This window comes from Parabacteroides acidifaciens, from assembly GCF_003363715.1.
GTDB lineage: Bacteria > Bacteroidota > Bacteroidia > Bacteroidales > Tannerellaceae > Parabacteroides > Parabacteroides acidifaciens.
On the sequence record NZ_QREV01000030.1, the window covers coordinates 38531 to 56071 of the forward strand.

General features: G+C 42.3%; 17 protein-coding genes and 2 pseudogenes. 17 read left to right on the forward strand and 2 right to left on the reverse strand.

All coding sequences use genetic code 11. The features are described from left to right. Window positions 1-4: 4 nt before the first annotated feature. On the reverse strand, window positions 5-1195 hold the full coding sequence (locus DWU89_RS12790) for an ATP-binding protein (protein WP_115500031.1): 1191 nt from the start codon (window positions 1193-1195) through the stop codon (window positions 5-7). A 111-nt stretch (window positions 1196-1306) separates the two neighbouring features. Here DWU89_RS12790 and DWU89_RS12795 point away from each other — a divergent pair, with 111 nt between their 5' ends. The 6 genes from DWU89_RS12795 (at window position 1307) to DWU89_RS12820 (ending at window position 7671) form a co-directional block, all read left to right on the forward strand. Beyond that, a complete protein-coding gene (locus tag DWU89_RS12795) occupies window positions 1307-2428 on the forward strand; it encodes a DUF362 domain-containing protein (RefSeq protein ID WP_115500032.1) in 1122 nt (373 codons plus the stop codon). Between the two features lie 50 nt (window positions 2429-2478). Continuing rightward, window positions 2479-3867, forward strand: coding sequence for a tRNA uridine-5-carboxymethylaminomethyl(34) synthesis GTPase MnmE (gene mnmE, locus DWU89_RS12800; RefSeq protein WP_187574938.1), 1389 nt, complete (start codon window positions 2479-2481; stop codon window positions 3865-3867). 267 nt (window positions 3868-4134) lie between these two features. Then, window positions 4135-5046 (forward strand): helix-turn-helix domain-containing protein, encoded by a 912-nt coding sequence (locus tag DWU89_RS12805; protein ID WP_077154853.1) that lies wholly within the window; start codon window positions 4135-4137, stop codon window positions 5044-5046. A gap of 84 nt (window positions 5047-5130) precedes the next feature. After that, window positions 5131-6237: a site-specific integrase gene (locus DWU89_RS12810; RefSeq protein ID WP_077154854.1), complete on the forward strand. Its 1107-nt coding sequence runs from the start codon at window positions 5131-5133 to the stop codon at window positions 6235-6237. 8 nt (window positions 6238-6245) lie between these two features. Continuing rightward, window positions 6246-6608, forward strand: a complete 363-nt coding sequence (locus DWU89_RS12815) for a lipofamily protein (RefSeq protein WP_077155877.1) — start codon at window positions 6246-6248, stop codon at window positions 6606-6608. Between the two features lie 181 nt (window positions 6609-6789). Then, a complete protein-coding gene (locus tag DWU89_RS12820) occupies window positions 6790-7671 on the forward strand; it encodes a mobilization protein (protein ID WP_077154855.1) in 882 nt (293 codons plus the stop codon). A 132-nt stretch (window positions 7672-7803) separates the two neighbouring features. Here the strand turns inward: DWU89_RS12820 and DWU89_RS12825 are convergent, their stop codons facing one another. Then, complete coding sequence (locus DWU89_RS12825) at window positions 7804-9090, reverse strand: tetratricopeptide repeat protein (RefSeq protein ID WP_158543379.1); 1287 nt, start codon at window positions 9088-9090, stop codon at window positions 7804-7806. A gap of 369 nt (window positions 9091-9459) precedes the next feature. Between DWU89_RS12825 and DWU89_RS12830 the strand changes: the two genes are divergently transcribed. From DWU89_RS12830 to DWU89_RS12875, 11 genes and pseudogenes are all read left to right on the forward strand, one after another. After that, window positions 9460-9825: a helix-turn-helix domain-containing protein gene (locus DWU89_RS12830; protein WP_077154857.1), complete on the forward strand. Its 366-nt coding sequence runs from the start codon at window positions 9460-9462 to the stop codon at window positions 9823-9825. Between the two features lie 11 nt (window positions 9826-9836). Next, window positions 9837-11213 carry a DUF3987 domain-containing protein gene (locus tag DWU89_RS12835; protein WP_077154858.1) on the forward strand — a complete coding sequence of 459 codons (1377 nt, stop codon included), beginning with the start codon at window positions 9837-9839 and terminating at the stop codon, window positions 11211-11213. Between the two features lie 78 nt (window positions 11214-11291). Further along, complete coding sequence (locus DWU89_RS12840; protein WP_077154859.1) at window positions 11292-12371, forward strand: DUF6371 domain-containing protein; 1080 nt, start codon at window positions 11292-11294, stop codon at window positions 12369-12371. Between the two features lie 138 nt (window positions 12372-12509). Beyond that, window positions 12510-12818 (forward strand): MobC family plasmid mobilization relaxosome protein, encoded by a 309-nt coding sequence (locus DWU89_RS12845; protein ID WP_004316509.1) that lies wholly within the window; start codon window positions 12510-12512, stop codon window positions 12816-12818. Beyond that, window positions 12808-13749, forward strand: coding sequence for a relaxase/mobilization nuclease domain-containing protein (locus DWU89_RS12850; protein WP_077154860.1), 942 nt, complete (start codon window positions 12808-12810; stop codon window positions 13747-13749). The genes DWU89_RS12845 and DWU89_RS12850 overlap by 11 nt, the downstream gene beginning before the upstream one ends. 35 nt (window positions 13750-13784) lie before the next feature. After that, entirely contained in the window at window positions 13785-14183 is a 399-nt protein-coding gene (locus tag DWU89_RS12855; RefSeq protein WP_074713715.1) for a hypothetical protein, read from the forward strand. 54 nt (window positions 14184-14237) lie between these two features. Further along, window positions 14238-14391: pseudogene (locus tag DWU89_RS21285) on the forward strand (restriction endonuclease subunit S); the annotation flags it as partial. Next, window positions 14376-14834, forward strand: a pseudogene (locus DWU89_RS21100) (restriction endonuclease subunit S); the annotation flags it as partial. The pseudogenes DWU89_RS21285 and DWU89_RS21100, both read left to right, overlap by 16 nt. 186 nt (window positions 14835-15020) lie before the next feature. Then, entirely contained in the window at window positions 15021-16013 is a 993-nt protein-coding gene (xerA, locus tag DWU89_RS21105; RefSeq protein ID WP_049703213.1) for a site-specific tyrosine recombinase/integron integrase, read from the forward strand. A 69-nt stretch (window positions 16014-16082) separates the two neighbouring features. Continuing rightward, window positions 16083-16964, forward strand: a complete 882-nt coding sequence (gene dinD, locus DWU89_RS12870) for a DNA damage-inducible protein D (protein ID WP_015532556.1) — start codon at window positions 16083-16085, stop codon at window positions 16962-16964. Beyond that, window positions 16961-17541, forward strand: a 581-nt coding sequence (locus DWU89_RS12875) for a restriction endonuclease subunit S (protein WP_115500034.1), incomplete at its 3' end; no start/stop codon positions are given. The genes dinD and DWU89_RS12875, both read left to right, overlap by 4 nt.

Consider the following 17541-nt stretch of genomic DNA (forward strand, 5'->3'; position numbering starts at 1 on the left):
TCTATTAATAGCAAAGACCGAGCGCCCAGATAGGGATCTTGTTTCCTACGCTCTTCGGCTGTCCGTGAATGGCGGCAAAGGCATTCTCCACATCCTTGATCCGATCATAATCCATCAACGGATCGCCGATCATAAATGTATATTTATCATTTACCCGATAATCGCCATTCTGCAAAAGCTCAACCGTTCCGCAGTTCGACATCTGATCGACAAAAAAGGTTTCACCGAGATAAACGCGTTCCATTTCCCGGAAAAGGCTTGCCATCAGATTGGTGTTTGCCGTGAACGACCGGTAGGCACGGGACAGGCCGCCTTCTTCTTTCGTTGCCTGCAAAAGCCGGAGGACGCCTATCTCTTCCGCATAATCCAGCAATTTATGCACACGCGTATTATCTAATTCATATTTCGACGACAAGGCTTGCATGCGGGGTACTTCGGGCGCTTCTTTACCAAGCTGCACCAGCAGTTGTTTCATCTTACGGAACATTCCGAAATTCATCGGGTGGACAGAAACCAAGTCTATATCGACCGAGTCACGGACCATATCTTGCAAACGGAAAATAAAAGCATCCGGATCTTCCCAATAGAAAGGATAGCAACCATGTTCCAGGTAATTCCGGAAGATCGGAACGACATTGATCTCATCCATCACCTGCTGTGTCACTTCCGCATGGTTAAGCAGCAGTTCATCCAGAGGGACCGGCTTAAGGTCAAGCGCTCCCTCGTAGGACAAATATTCACGGAACGACATCGTATGCAATTTGTACCAATCTCCTTTCCCAGCAAAAGGCAGTTCCGCCTTATCACCCTCAAGCAATAAAGGTGCGGCAAATACGATCTGCATCTCAGGGTAAGTTTCATATAAATGCACTATCGCCCGCTCCCAGTCACCATAGCGGTGGACACTATCCAGAAAAAGGTGCCTGCCGCCATCCTCGTAAAACGTCTTCACGATCTCGGGCAACATTTGCTGTTCCTGAAACCATATATTGTCGAGTGGCAAATACAATGCTTCATCCGAATCCCCATAAGCGGATTTGATATGCTGAAGCAACAAGGTTGTTTTTCCGACACCTTTTGCACCGAAAATACCGATCAACCTCTTGTCCCACTTGATCTGCCGGGATAAATAACGTTGGAAACCCAAATTGACACCCTTGAGCAATTGCTCATGGTTTAGCCGATACATGTCCATACTATAACTGATTTGAGACAAAAATACTATATTAAAGCCAATCTACAAAACCAACAACTCACAGGAAGAATAGTTTTTTTCGTACCTTTGCATTTCTAAACCAATAAACAAATGGAAACATCTAAAGTTTATTTCACCAATCTCCGCACTACTCCGTCCAGTAACCTGCTGGACAAGATGGAACGTCTTGTAAAACGTGCCGGGATAGCAAGCATTGATTTCCAAAATCAATTTACAGCGATTAAGATCCATTTCGGCGAACCGGGAAACCTGGCATATATTCGTCCGAACTATGCTGCCCGGATGGCAACGTTACTTCGCAGCCTCGGAGCAAAGCCTTTCCTTACTGATTGCAACACCTTGTATTCAGGCCGTCGTGCCAATGCCGTGGATCATCTGGAGAGCGCTATGGAAAACGGTTTCAATCCTATTTCCGCCAAATGCGATGTGATTATCGCGGATGGCCTGAAAGGAACGGAATACCGGGAAATTGAGATTAACGGTGAGTATTGCAAAGCTCCTAAAATCGGTTCTGCCATTGCAGATGCGGATATCGTCATCACGATGAACCACTTCAAAGGGCACGAACAGACCGGATTCGGAGGTGCTTTAAAGAACATCGGTATGGGATGCGCCAGTGTCGGCGGAAAGCTGGAGCTTCATTCGGCTTCACAGCCCAGAATCGACATCGAAAGTTGCAAAGGTTGCAATATCTGTGTCAAGCATTGCCGCCACGATGCCATTCATCTGAATGCGTCGCATAAAGCGGAGATCGACTACACAAAATGCGTCGGTTGCGGTCAGTGTGTCGCTCTTTGCCAATACGACGGCGCCGTCATGGGCGAAGGGGATACTTCCGAACGTCTGAATTATAAGATTGCCGAATATTCCAAAGCGGTATTATTAGGTAAAAAGCATTTCCATGTCAGCTTCATCATGAACGTATCGCCGGAATGTGACTGTTGGAATCATAATGACGCGGCTATTATCCCGGATTTGGGTATCGCAGCCTCTTTTGATCCGGTTGCCCTTGACAAAGCGTGTGCCGATATGGTGATCAAAGCTCCGATCCTGGAAACGGGCAACCGTCTTTCAGACGCTCCACACCATGATCATCTGGAAGATTGCGACAAGTTCCACATCATGCACCCGGAAACCAACTGGCAAGCAGGTCTGGAACATGCCGAAAAGATCGGTCTGGGAACACAACAGTATGAATTAATAACCGTATAAAACCGTAGGGGCGGTTCGCGAACCGCCCTTTATTATTTATTTTTCACATGATCAATCAAGATACCATCTGCGCCGTATCAACCGCCCCTGGAGCCGGGGGAATTGCTGTAATCCGTGTCTCCGGGCCGGAAGCAATCACGATCTGTAACACGATATTCGTACCGCGTACAGCAGGAAAAGACCTGTTGTCACAGAAAGCCTATACGTTGCGCTATGGTAGTATCCGGCGTGGAGAAGAACTGATAGACGATGTCCTGATAGCCCTTTTCCGTGCCCCCCACTCTTTTACCGGAGAAGATACGATTGAAATCACGTGTCACGGCTCCGTTTATATCCAGCAGCAAATCATGCAGCTTCTGATCGAAAACGGTTGCCGCTCCGCCCTGCCTGGCGAATATACGCAGCGTGCTTTCATGAACGGCAAAATGGACTTGAGCCAGGCGGAAGCTGTTGCCGACCTGATCGCATCGACCTCAGCCGGTCAACATCGCCTGGCACTGAACCAGATGCGCGGCGGTTTCAGCAATGAATTAAAGAATCTGCGTGAACAGCTTTTACATATAACTTCCCTCATGGAACTGGAACTGGATTTCAGCGACCACGAAGAGCTGGAATTTGCCGACCGCAGCGAACTGAGTGCTTTAGCGGCTCATATCGAAACGGTCATATCACACCTGGCTAATTCCTTCAGTGTGGGAAACGCAATCAAGAATGGTATTCCTGTTGCGATTATAGGTGAAACGAATGCAGGAAAATCCACCTTACTAAACGTTTTACTGAATGAGGAAAAAGCTATTGTAAGTGATATTCACGGTACGACACGTGACGTAATCGAAGACACGATCAACATCCAGGGCATCACATTCCGTTTCATCGATACCGCCGGCATCCGTGAGACGCATGACGCTATCGAGAGTATCGGCATCGAACGTACATTCCAGAAACTCGACCAGGCAAATATCGTCCTTTGGATGATAGATGCGGCCGATGCATCCCAACAAATCGCCCAATTGTCCGAAAAGATTCTACCTCGTTGCGAAGGGAAGCAATTGATCCTTGTTTTCAACAAGGCCGACCTGCTTGCCGATACATCCGGCCTCATCCCTGCCGACCTTCCCGAAAACATTCAAACCATCTTTATCTCCGCCAAGCAAAAAGAGAATATCAACGAGCTGCAGGATCTATTAATCCAAGCCGCCCATATCCCTTCTCTATCCCAAAACGATATTATCGTCACCAACATCCGCCATTATGAAGCCCTAACCCACGCCCTCGACTCCATCCACCGCGTCCAGGAAGGCCTCTCCTCCAACCTCTCCGGCGACTTCGTCTCCCAAGACCTCCGTGAATGCATTTTCCATCTTTCAGATATTGTCGGCGAGGTTACGACGGACCAGGTGCTGGGGAATATTTTTGAGAGGTTTTGCATCGGAAAATAGGTAGTGATTACCAACGATTAGCATATATCACCAATGATTATTAAGGCGTTCATTTTGAGCGCCTTTCTTTTTAGCCTTATAAGTGATGGTTATCGTTTATAGGGCTTTTTCCGCTCATTTTTGTACCGCATTTGTTGCTCGCTTGTTACTCTCCGATTTTAGGTCGGAAAGGTCGTGGAGAAAGTTGACTGTGGTTGACTATGATTGACGATAGTTGAACAAAATGGAGAAATAACAAGAGAAATAAACCTCTAAAAAGTAACGAATATGGCAACAAGTAAAATGAAAACCAAAAAGGTATGCGAGTGGTGTGGCACAACATTTTATGCCCAAAAGCTAACAACACGCTTCTGTTCTCATCGGTGCAATAACCTTGCATACAAAGAAACGGTACGGCAGAAGAGAATACAAGAAGTAGAAACCAAAGTCCAAACGATCATCAGTGAACAACCCATATCCGATTTCAAGGATAAAGAATATCTATCGTTCAAAGAAGCTGCGACTTTATTAGGGCTGAGTAAACAAGCCGTATATAAAATGGTATATGCCGGAAAGCTGCAAGCATTCCGCATCAGTAGCAGGTTGTCTTTTATCCGTAAAAAAGATATTGACCGGATGGTAGAAGCTCGTCCTTATGAACAACGACATCCGAAGGACACTATTCCCATCACTGATTTCTATACCACAGCCGAAGTGAAGGAGAAATACCATGTAAACGAGTCATGGATATTCTTGGTAGCTAAGAAGAATAACATACCTCGGACTTTCAATCGTGGCAAGACCTACTGGAGCAAGAAGCACATGGACGCTTACTTTACCAAGAAAGCCCCGAATCCCGACATTACAGAATGGTACAGCACACAGGAAATGCAGGAGAAATTCGATATGACCTTATCTGCTATCTACACTTTTGTTTCCAAGAACGCCATCCCGAAGAAGAAAGAAGGCATCATGGTTTATTATTCCAAGAAGCACGTGAATATAGCCAAAGGTGTGGCTGCACCCGAAGAACCACTGTATTATACGGTAGCCGAAGCAATGGAGAAGTTCAATCTTACCCGTGACCAACTCTATCATTATGCGAAATATCATAATATCCCAAAGGTCAAGAAGGGCAAATACACACTTATCTCCAAACCTGAATTGGATAAGCTACTTGCAGCCCCAAAGATTGAATAAGTTATTTATCGGTGAATGTTGTCACCATTGAATCACCTTATTCCTTTGCACCAAACAAATGTAAGACTCTAAATATTAATCAGTATGACACACACGTGTACAAAAGTAACAGTTCGTCAGAGAGCGATTCGGAATAATCGCATCTCCTTGTATCTGGATTATTATCCGGCAGTTCGTAACCCTGAGACGATGCAGATGAGCCGTCGGGAATATCTCGGCATCTACATCTATGCCCATCCTAAAAATGAAATGGAACGGGAATTCAACAACGATATGCTGAACAAGGCAGAGGCTATCCGTTGTATCAGAGTGCAATCGCTCATCAATGAAGAGTTCGGCTTCTTAGACAAGACCAAACAGAAAGCCGACTTTCTCGCCTACTTCAAAAAGATGTGCCGAAGCAAAGACCAGAAATGGACGTTTGTCTATCAGCATTTCTACAACTTCGTCAAAGGGCAATGTACCTTCGGCGAAGTGAATGTGGATTTATGTAAGAAGTTCCGTGAGTACCTGTTGAGTGCCAAGCAGCTCAAACACAGCAATCGTCCCATATCTCTCAATTCGGCATCCGGCTACTACTCTACTTTCAGAGGATTGTTGAAGATTGCTTACCGAGACAAATGGCTTCGAGAAAACATCAATGACTATCTTGACAAGATTGAACCACAAGATGTGAAGAAAGAATATCTGACACTGGACGAAGTGAAGCAACTTGCCGTCACTCCTTGTGACATCCCAGTTCTTAAAGCCGCCTCATTGTTTGCTTGTCTGACAGGTTTACGCATCAGCGATATTCTCAATCTTCAATGGGAAGATTTTGCCATTGCTCCCGACCAAGGCTATTGCTTGCGTATCAGAACACAGAAAACCCAAACAGAAGCGACACTCCCCATCAGTTACGAAGCCTACGAACTATGTGGTACGCCCGACACAGGCAAAGTATTCAAGGGCTTAAAACGGAGCATGATTAACTATCCGCTGAAGAACTGGCTCAAAAAGGCAGGAATAACGAAGCCGATAACCTTCCACGGATTTCGTCACTCTTATGCGGTCATACAAATCTCTTTAGGCACGGATATTTACACGGTTTCAAAAATGCTAACCCACAAGAACGTTTCCACTACTCAAATCTACGCAGATTTGGTCAATGTAAAGAAAAGAGAGACAGCCAATAAGATTTCATTAAAATGAATATAGCCATGAAACGAGGAATCATAACAAACAACGGACATGGCATCCATATTTCTGATGGAGAAGTATGGATGACCGCTTGGGAGATTGCCGACTTGTTCTATACAACAGTTGGATCAATCAATTCCCGTTTAAAAGCAATATTGAAAGCCAACGTCTTAAAGGGGTATGAAGTTTGCCAATACATAAAGTTGGAGAATGGGAATAGTGCCGATGTGTATAATCTCAACATGATTATAGCCCTATCCTATCAAATAGACACTGGACATTCTGCTGAATTCAGAAAATGGCTTATCAGTAAAGTTGCCTCCAAACAAAAGGGCATATCTCTCTTTATTCCTATAAGCGCAGCTAACATACACAATTGCTAATACCTTTGCTAAAAGTCCAACTTGGTTTTTTTTCTACGTTGGACTTTTCTTTTCTATTTTGGCACAGTTGACCTAGAATAATACTACCTTTTGGTGACAAATGCTGCCACTTTCAGGGAAATGTATTTATACATCTTGCTAATGATATATATTTGCACACAAACGATTAGCATATATTATTATGAAGCAGAAAAAGATAGAACATATTACTTTGAATCTGATTGTTTTCGGGACAATCGCTATCATTGGTGTTTTAGCCCGCCAGACCGTACTTCACTATGGTTGGGATGAGTTCAGCAGTTACCTCATTTTAGTGGTATGCTCCATTATCATGGGAGCTATCTATCTCAATCTGCAAATGGTATTCAGTCAAATTCTTTCGCCAACAATAGAAAAGTGCTTTATGAGATTTGAGTGCTACCGCAATAAGTTTGTGGTAGTTGAAACTCCAATTGCACGCGCTGAACTTGTCGAAAGTTCTATTATTTCGGAATCCTGCATTTCAGAACCAAAAATTGAAATAGAAACGACATCTGACACAACAGAAGAAGTTTCTATTTCATCGTGTTCCAAACTCAACGAAGAAGTGGCAGAGCTTCCAAAGGAAGAAGCCACACCTTCTACCATCAACAATATATCCATCGAAGAATCCAATCAGCCAACAGAATACGAGATATTCCGTGCCAACGCTATGGCTGAAAAAGAACGAGCATCGCAAGAAAAATTAGATAAAGTTCTCTCATATACGAAACAGAACTTGGCTCTCTACCTTAGCGAAACTGATCTCAATCGTCTATGTGGATATATCACGGAATACTTCCTATCCGATTCCTTACCTAAAGTGGAGCAGATAAAGGTTGACACTCAATTAAGAACCATTGACATCATGCACTTTGGCTGGAATATAGGTAAGGCATTTGGCAAGCCACGCCTACAGACTGCCACATTTATAAAGAAAGTATTCGCTCATACTCTACGTGATTCGGAAATATCCACCATTGAGCGCAAAATGTCGCATACGGAATCAGAGTGCAAGATTAAGCTGGATAGAAAAATTGCATAAATAGCCCTTATACAATTATCTTTTTACTATCTGATTTCAAATAGAGCATGTGAAAATTACGGTTTTCATACTGCTCTTAAAAAGAGACTAATGAAGCCCCCCAGATGGTAAGTTTTTAGTTAAGGATATTCATCATTGTGTGCGTACAATAGTATGCGACATTGCATCAATGCGATTTATAACTTCATTGAATTCAGCGTCACAATCATGCCTATTTTGTTGTTCTGCTTCATCTAAGCCAATATGAGCAAAATACAAAGCTTCATTTATGTGTCCCATTGAGAAATGAGCAACTGAAAGATTTGAAAGATTTTGTACATTGTGAGGCTGATAAAGGAGAACGGTGTTGAAGTCATTTAATGCTTGCGGCATTTTCCCTATGAGCCTATATGCTATTCCACGTTGAAGGATTGCCATTATAAATTCCGGACGGAAGGTTGGTTCAATGACATTTGTCAACACTTCCGCTGCCTCTGCATTTTTATTGTCTTCGCGAAGTAATGCTGCTTTGTTGATATTAGAATCATAAAAATAGGGCATTATCTTGATACAGTGATTGAGATATGCCATACATTTCTCTTTCCATAATTCTTCTTTCTTCTCTTTGGTAAGTTTAGCTTTGTTATAGTATGCCATTGCTAAATCCGGATTGAATGTTAATGCCCTATCATAATAGGCATCAGCCTTAGCATATTCACCCATCGCGGAATATGAATTGGCTATATTCATCAGCAAGCTATCATCTTGCGGGTCAATTTTCAATCCTTCTTTATAAATTTCAATACTTTTGAGATAATCCTTCTTCGTGACATAATAATGTCCTAATGCAAAGAAAGGGACAACTGTCTTGGTATCTAGTTTTGCAGCCATCTCGAAATCTGATAACGCTTTGTCATCTCTTGACAACATAAGATAAGCATTCCCTCTACAGATATACACATAAGCATAATTAATACCTTCGATATCTCCGCTTGTTCTTAGGAAATGTGTATATTCTTGAACCTGCCTACCAAAATCGGGTTCATTGGCTATTCTTGTAAGAGTATCGTAGAAGTTTTGTCTGTATGTACTCTTATCCAAAATTCGCTTAATCTGTTCCTCGGCTTGCTTTACAATATCTCTCTGGGCTTTGTCAGCCTCCAGCATCACCTCACGGTTCTTGGTCTCAATGCTATCGAACTTGTCGCCAATGCTCCGTTTCATCTCATTGAGCTCTTGAATCTTCTGGTCTACATTCCAAAGGGCAAGAACTGAGAATACTAAAAACACAATGGTGGTGACTGTACCCCATAATGAAATAGCATCACTGGGAGTCAGTTCAGATATATGCCACCCTAAACCCGTCGTGTGGAACCATACAACCAGCTCAACAATAGCAAATTGCAGTATAACAAGTAAAAAGTATTTCAGATATTTCATAAAGGAGGTTTTAAAATAAATAATCATACTTGCTCTATTATTTTTGCACGTCACACCACAAATAGGCAAGATTTGCGTAAAAATACGAATAATAAATGGAGGTCTTGTCAAATCTTATCATTTTTCTTTTGATATCTGTTTATCCCCTAATAATAATCACCGTTGGAGGAATTAAAAACACTGAGACGCAGAATACTCCCAGCAACTAACATAGCCAACATTACTACGCATTAAATATTCACTTATTATCAATAACTTACCACCAATAACCACCATCAAAAAGTTATTCATCAGTTATATTTTGGTGAATGATTCCACCATTGAAACACCTGTTTCCTTTGCCATCGAACAATTAAAAACGATTGGCGTATGCAAAAAGAAACAGTAACATTTGATAAGCTGCCCGAAGCGGTAGGTTATCTGACCGAACAGGTCATCGAGTTGAAAAAGATGGTAGCAGAACTCCAGCCACCAGCATCAGACAAACACGTGTTGGTTGAAATTGAGGATGCTTGCCGTATCATACGAAAAGCCAAGCCTACCATTTATACATTGGTACGCAAAGGGCAGCTTCCTGCCTATAAGAAAGGCAAGAAACTCTATTTCTACGAAGACGAACTTCTGACATGGATTGAGAATGGTCGAAGAAAAACTTCCGAGCAAACATACGAAGAGATGCTTGCCAATATGCAAGACGGTGTCCGTCATAAACCCAAATCATCCGTGAAACTTTAATAGATGTAGCTATGGATACGTATTCTATTAATCCGGTATCTATCATTGATGAAGCGATTGATTTAAGCACAAGATTGTCCGGTACGGCATTCCCCGTCAGCATATTCCCAAACAAAATCCAACGCATCATCCGTGAAGTACACGAATGCCATAACTACCCTACTGACTATATTGCCGCAGCCATCCTCACGGCAATAGCAGTTGGCATAGGCAACACGCACCTTGCCCAAATCAAGCAAGGATGGACGGAGAGCCCCATCCTATATATGGCATTGATTGGAAGACCGGGAGCTAACAAAAGCCATCCGCTCAGCTTTGCGATGAAGCCGTTTCTTGATTATGATTACAAACAGAATCAAGAATTTGAGAAAATGCTTGCCAAGTACGATGAGCTGATGAGCATGAGTCGCAAGGAACGTGCGGAAAGCGGTAGTGAGCAATTTCCACAAGAGCCTATCCGCAAACGCTTCTTGGTTTCGGATGTAACGCCCGAAGGATTGAGCCTCATTCATGCTCAAAACAAACGTGGGTTATGCTTGTGGGCAGATGAATTATCCGCTTGGTTCAAGAATTTCAACCGCTATAACAACGGTTCGGAGGAACAGTTTTGGCTCTCAGTATTCAGTGCAAAGACTACCATATCCGACCGCAAGAACGCCAAGAGTTCCATCTTCATCAAGCGTCCGTGCATATCGGTTATTGGAACTATCCAAAAGAAAATCTTGAATGAGTTGGCTAAAGGTGAACGTTCCAGCAACGGGTTTATCGACCGCCTCCTGTTTGTAATGCCCAACCTGCAACAGAAAGCACGTTGGAATGACAAGGAACTGCTGGAAGATATAGAGCAAGAGTGGAATGCCATCATTGACAAGCTGATACAATCAGAGTGCCACCTCAATGAACATGGAGAGATTGAACCACAAATCCTTTTTTTCTCAGAGGATGCCAAGAAACGGCTTTACGAGTGGCAGCACCATTTTTCTGAGCTGTGCGACCGGGAAACAAACGACACCATCGTAAGTATCTATTGCAAGCTGGAAATATACATCATCCGTTTCTGTCTGATTATCCAATTAGCACGATGGACTTGCGGAGAATGTGATAAGACCTGTATCGACCTGTTGACAGTGGAACGAGCAATCAAACTGACGGAGTATTTCAAAGAGTCTGCATTGAACGTTCAAAATATCCTCAATGAAAATACGCTCAACAGCCAACAACAGACAATAGTCAATCTGCTTCCTCCATCCTTTACAACCGCCCAAGCTATACAGATAGCCGAGCAAAACGGGATGAAGGAGCGCACGTTTCAACGCTTTCTCAATGACAACATCGGGACATTGTTTCGCAAAGAGAAGCATGGAGAATATTCAAAGATTAACCCGTGACATTTTTGTCGGTATTGACACTATCCAAGCGAAAACGACAATAACGACAAAAGTGACACCCCCAAAAAGAAACATACAATGAGTACACATAGATTCATATTAGAACCCTACAAAGGTGTCAGCACTCGGCATACTTGCCCGAACTGTCACCGCCAAAGATGCTTTTCTAAATACATTGATACAGAGAAGCAAATCAAGTTCCCTGAATACGTGGGGCGTTGTGATCATGAGCAGAAATGCGGTTATCACTTCACGCCTCGTGATTACTTTAAGCAGAATCCATCTGAGAAAGAAAAGTTTGCAGAGAATAGCTTCGGAAGTTATACACCTATTAAAGAAGTAAAACCGATAGCCATCTCCTACATGGATTTGGATATAGTCAACCAATCATTACGAGGCTATTCTGCGAACAAGTTATTTCAGTTTCTATCGGCTCAATTCGGAGAGACGGAAACATTGAATCTTATGAAGAGATACAAGGTTGGTACATCCAAGTATTGGGATGGTGCAACTGTATTCTGGCAAACGGACAATCAGAGTAAAGTCAGAACTGGTAAGATAATGCTTTACAATTCCGAAACGGGTAAGCGAATAAAAGAACCATACAACCATGTTACGTGGGTGCACTCCGTATTACACAAAGGTGATTACAATTTGAAGCAGTGCTTCTTCGGTGAGCACCTGCTTTCCGAAGACAAAAGCTGTCCAGTTGCGCTGGTCGAAAGCGAGAAAACGGCAATTATTGCATCTTACTATCTGCCGCAATTCCTATGGATAGCATCAGGTGGAAAGAACGGTTGCTTCAATGTCAACAGCCTATCCGTTCTGGCAGGAAGAAGCGTTGTATTATTCCCTGATTTAGGTGCAACCGACTATTGGCAGAGCAAAATTAGCCTGATGAAAAGCTGCGGAATTGAAGTACAAATGTTCGATTATTTGGAAGCCAACGCTACCGAAGACGAACGCAAAGAGGGGTACGACATAGCTGATTATCTACTCAAAGTGAAGCCTGACGAAGCCATTCTTCAACAAATGATAAGGAAGAATCCTATCTTGAAAACACTGATAGATACATTCGATTTAAAGCTCATCAGCGTACAACAAGGCACTCCACGACCGAAGGTTTTACCACCCAAGAAGCGAGGATTCAGACTTTGAACTCAGGGAGAAGAATCGAGACTTTTTTACTGTAGCAAGTTAATGTCGGTGTATTACATTCCCCGACCACTTGCTCCTCAAAAAGTCTGAGGAGGCGGCTCCCGATGGTCACACATTATTCACTAAAAACAGATTCAAATGGAAAAGAAATATACAGTAACACTCCGTCTGTCATATCAGCAATACGCATGGCTTGGTGCGCTTTGCAGACGGAGCAAGCAGACTCAAAGCGAAGTGATCCGTTCGCTCATCGAAAACGGTTCGGTACGTGAACGAATCACGCAAGAGCATATTCACATCATCCGTCAACTGATTGGCGAAAGTACTAATCTTAACCAGTTGGCAAGACAGGCAAACACCTACGGTTTCTTCGCCGTAGCTGACAGATGCAAGGAAATGGCTCAGCACATTAACCTACTTATAAAACGGTTGAAAGATGATAGGTAAACAGACTAAAGGGACATCGTTCGGTGGCTGTGTTAGCTATGTTCTCAAAGAGGAGAAATCCAAATTGCTGGAAGCAGTTGGAGTAGAAGGTACACCCGAACAGATTGCGGAGCAATTTGAGTTACAATCGCTACTCAATGATAAGGTAAAGAATATTGTCGGACATACTTCGCTCAACTTCTCACCAGAAGACAGCGAACGCTTGAAACATGATGATGAACTGATGTTGCAAATTGCCCACGACTACATGAAACTGATGGGAATCGAAAACACGCAGTACATTATTGCCCGGCACATCGACCGTGAACATCCGCATTGCCACATCGTCTTTAATCGAGTGGACAATGACGGCAAAACGATTAGCGACAAAAATGACTTTCGCAGGAATGAGAAAGTTTGCAAAATGTTGACCGCCAAATATCGCTTGCATTTTGCCAATGGTAAAGACCATATCAAGGAGGAACGATTGCGCCCTTATGACCGAGCAAAGCATGAGATATACAAAGCGTTGAAAGAGGAACTGTCCCAAGTACAAAATTGGGCTGACTTAAAGGATGCACTTGCCGACCGAGACATTGATATGAAATTCAAGGTCAGCCGAACTACACGGGAAATACAGGGTGTAAAATTTGAGTACAACGGTTTTTCTTTCTCCGGCTCTAAGATTAGCCGAGAGTTCAGCTACTTGAATATCGACAACCGACTAGAAGAGAATGCTTGTGCATCCTTGTTTGAATCACCCAAACAGGAATCCAGACATAAGGAAGAAAATGTACAACAAAGCGTTTCCCATTCCGATGATGGCTCAAGCATCAGTCTCGGCTTGCTAAACGGCAACTCATCCTACGATGCCACTGCCGCAGAAGAAGCCGAGTTCAATCGGCTGATGAAAAAGAAAAAGGCTAAGCGCAAGCGAGGCTTTCATTTATAATCCACTTTTTATTAACACTTTAAATTCAATTATTTATGGAAGATTTGATTCTTGATTTCAATCTCTACTTGTGTGAGAAGTTCGGCTACAGAAACAGTTGTAGCGTGATGCAAAATGCCAATGGCTTTTGTGTGAACATCAGTGAACGTGATCTGGACTGCTACATCCGCTTTTGGGAGTATAGTTGTGGAAGAGGCAATTTCCCCGACTGGTCTATCATCATTGTGCGCAGTAACTTCAAGAAGAACCAAGAAGAAAGCCTGAAAGATTTGGCTCGCTTCTTCAAGGAGTACATGCCACGCTACGGTTACAAATACCTCTGTACCGAAGGTGATAACTACAAGTATTATCAGACACTCGGTTTAAAGCTCATCTATCGAGGATTCTTTGACCAAAACAATTATGGATTGCCGATGAAGGACTTAAATGTCTGACACATCGTTTAGAATCGAGGAGGGGGACTTTTCCTCTCCTTTTCTTATATACCGATAAATCAGAATTTAGAGGCGATGGCAAAACAGCTTTATGATTATTGGTTTGTGCAATTTGACTTTCCGAATGAAAACGGAAAACCTTATAAGTCAAGTGGTGGCAAAATGGTTTGGAATGAGAAGCTGAAAAGAGAAATTCCAAAAGGATGGAATGTCTTAAAACTTGGCGAGCATTGCTCTTTCAACAAAAGAACGAGTAACGGTTATTTCAATCACCCAATCCTTTATTTGGATACGTCAAATATCACCAATAATACAATTGATGAACTACAATTTCTGAATCCTTCGAGTGATATTATTCCGAGTAGGGCAAGGCGATTAGTGCAAGAAGGCGATATTGTTTACTCAACAGTGCGCCCAAATCTTAAGCATTTTGGCATTATTATGAATCCCGATTATAATATGGTAGTTTCCACGGGATTTGCCGTAATAACTGCAAATTGGAGTGCATATCGTTACTTCATTTATCAGTTCCTTATTCAAGCTGCAACAATAGAGAATTTATCTACTATTGCACAATCAGCCGTAAGTGCCTACCCTTCAATAAACACATCTGATATAGAAAATCTAGATTTAGTAGTACCTCCTGATTCTATGATAGAGAAGTATGCAAAAACAGCTTGTAGGTTGTATTTACAGATAGATACAAATTATAAGGAAATAAAGTCTCTTACTAAGCAGCGAGACGAACTTCTCCCACTTTTGATGAACGGTCAAGTATCGGTAAATTCTGATTTAGCAGTCTCTTATATTATATATAAGAACAAAATTATCAGAATTATGAAAGAGAACATCATTCAGGCGATAGTTGCGAAAATGCAGCGTGACTTAGATTGCCGACAAATGGCACGGCTTAAAGCTGTGCTTACATCAGAACTGCATAATGTAGAAATCATTGAAAAGAGCGATTGTGCCACTCAGCAAACGCAGGAGAATGAACATCTTCTTAACTCTTTTATATCAGCCAAAAAGATAGAGGGATGTTCAGATAAGACATTAACTTACTACCGTAATACCATTGAACGGTTGTTAGTCACGCTTTCATTGGCAATTTGTCACATTACGACAACAGATATTCGTACTTATCTATCCGATTATCAAGAAGAACACCAATCGAGCAAAGTGACCATTGACAATATGCGACGCATCTTTTCCAGCTTCTTTGCATGGTTGGAAGATGAAGATTATATCGCTAAAAGCCCGGTAAGACGCATTCACAAAGTTAAGACAGATTCACTTGTAAAAGAGGTGCTTTCTGACGAACAGTTGGAGCAACTTCGAGATAGTTGCACGACCAAACGAGACCTTGCTATTATAGACTTTCTTTCATCCACGGGCATCCGTGTGGGTGAGTTGGTCAAACTGAGCCGTGAAGATATAGATTTCCACGAACGGCAGTGCGTGGTGTTCGGAAAAGGTAACAAAGAACGTGTTGTTTACTTCAACGCCCGTACCAAACTACATTTGCAACAATATCTTAATGAGCGAACAGACAGCAATCCAGCCTTATTCGTTTCCCTCAATTCACCACACTCACGACTGACTATCAGCGGTGTGGAAGTTAGAATCAGAAAAATGGGGCAAGCCCTTTCTATGCCAAAAGTTCATCCTCACAAGTTCCGTCGTACCCTTGCAACAATGGCTATCGACAAAGGTATGCCCATTGAACAGGTACAACGTTTACTTGGTCATGTACGCATTGATACTACACTGCATTATGCCATTGTGAACCAAAACAATGTAAAGTTAGCTCATAAGAAGTATTTGGGATAATAACCGTGCTGATTTCTACTTTAAAATTTGTACTTTTGCAATCTAATATGGAACGCTAATAAAAGCACTATGGACTTGCAGAGAATCAATAAACATAAGCAATCGTTTGATGACATTTGCCATTATATCGAAGACGATAATGGAGCGGATAAAGTAGAAGTATGGTTTGCGAGAGAATTGCAGATTATATTGGGATATGCAAGATGGGAGAATTTTCAAGTAGCATTGACTCGCGCTGTTGAATCATGTAAAACACAGAATATCAACATCGACGACCATTTTCGTGAGGTCACGAAAATGGTTACTTTGGGTAGCGGAGCTAAGCGTGAAATACAAGATTTCATGCTGACTCGTTATGCGTGCTATCTTGTCGCACAGAATGGCGACCCCAAGAAAGAAGAAATAGCTTTTGCACAAGGTTATTTTGCCGTACAAACTCGACGCGCAGAACTTATTGCGGAGCATATAGAACAATTGTCGCGACTTGAAACGAGAGATCGTTTGCGTTCTTCCGAAAAACAATTATCACGTAATATTTATGAGCGCGGAGTGGATGATAAAGGTTTTGGACGCATTCGTTCTAAAGGTGATGGTGTGTTATTCGGTGGGCATACAACAGAAGATATGAAGAACCGGCTTGGCATTAAATCGACACGCCCATTAGCAGATTTTCTTCCAACTCTTACAATTGCAGCAAAAAACCTTGCCACAGAAATGACAAATTACAATGTCGAACAAAAAGACCTTTATGGTGAGCATAGTATAACTACCGAACATATGGACAACAACCGCAGCATCCGACAAATGCTCGGTCAGCGAGGCATACGCCCGGAAGAACTGCCAGCAGCTGAGGACATCAAGAAGGTAGAACGACGCGTTGCTTCCAATGAAAAGAAAATTGAGAAGTCTTCTTCAAAACTCCCTAAACTTAAACCTGAAGACAACGAATGAAATTAATTGACATTATAGAAGTATTCATTGCTGGAGATTGGGGCGAGGAAACTTACTCTAAAGAAACACCTTGTGCGGTAACTTGTGTACGTGGGGCTGATATTATTCCAATATCAGAATATGATTTCTCGGCAATTCCAGTCCGCTATATTAACCAACAAGCATATGCAAAAAAATGTCTTCAAGTAGGAGACATTATCATTGAAAAGTCAGGTGGTAGCCCAACTCAATCCACAGGGCGTGTATCTTTGGTATCACAAGAGCTGCTTGACCATGCCGGGGCTGTTATATGCTCCAATTTTTGTACTGCCTTTCGAGTAAAGAAAGGTTGGAATCCCCTCTATGTCTACTACTATCTTCAGTTTATCTATAATCTTGGGGCGTTTTTTAATTTCGAAGGCAAAACATCCGGTATAAAAAATCTCCAATTGGATGCAGCCTTTGCTGCTATACCAATTGAAGATATTAGTGAAAGCATCCAAAACAATATTGTAGCTATTCTCCAAGGTTTAGAGAGGAAAATCGCTATCAATCGTCAGATAAATCAGAATTTACCGATACTTGACCGTTCATCAAA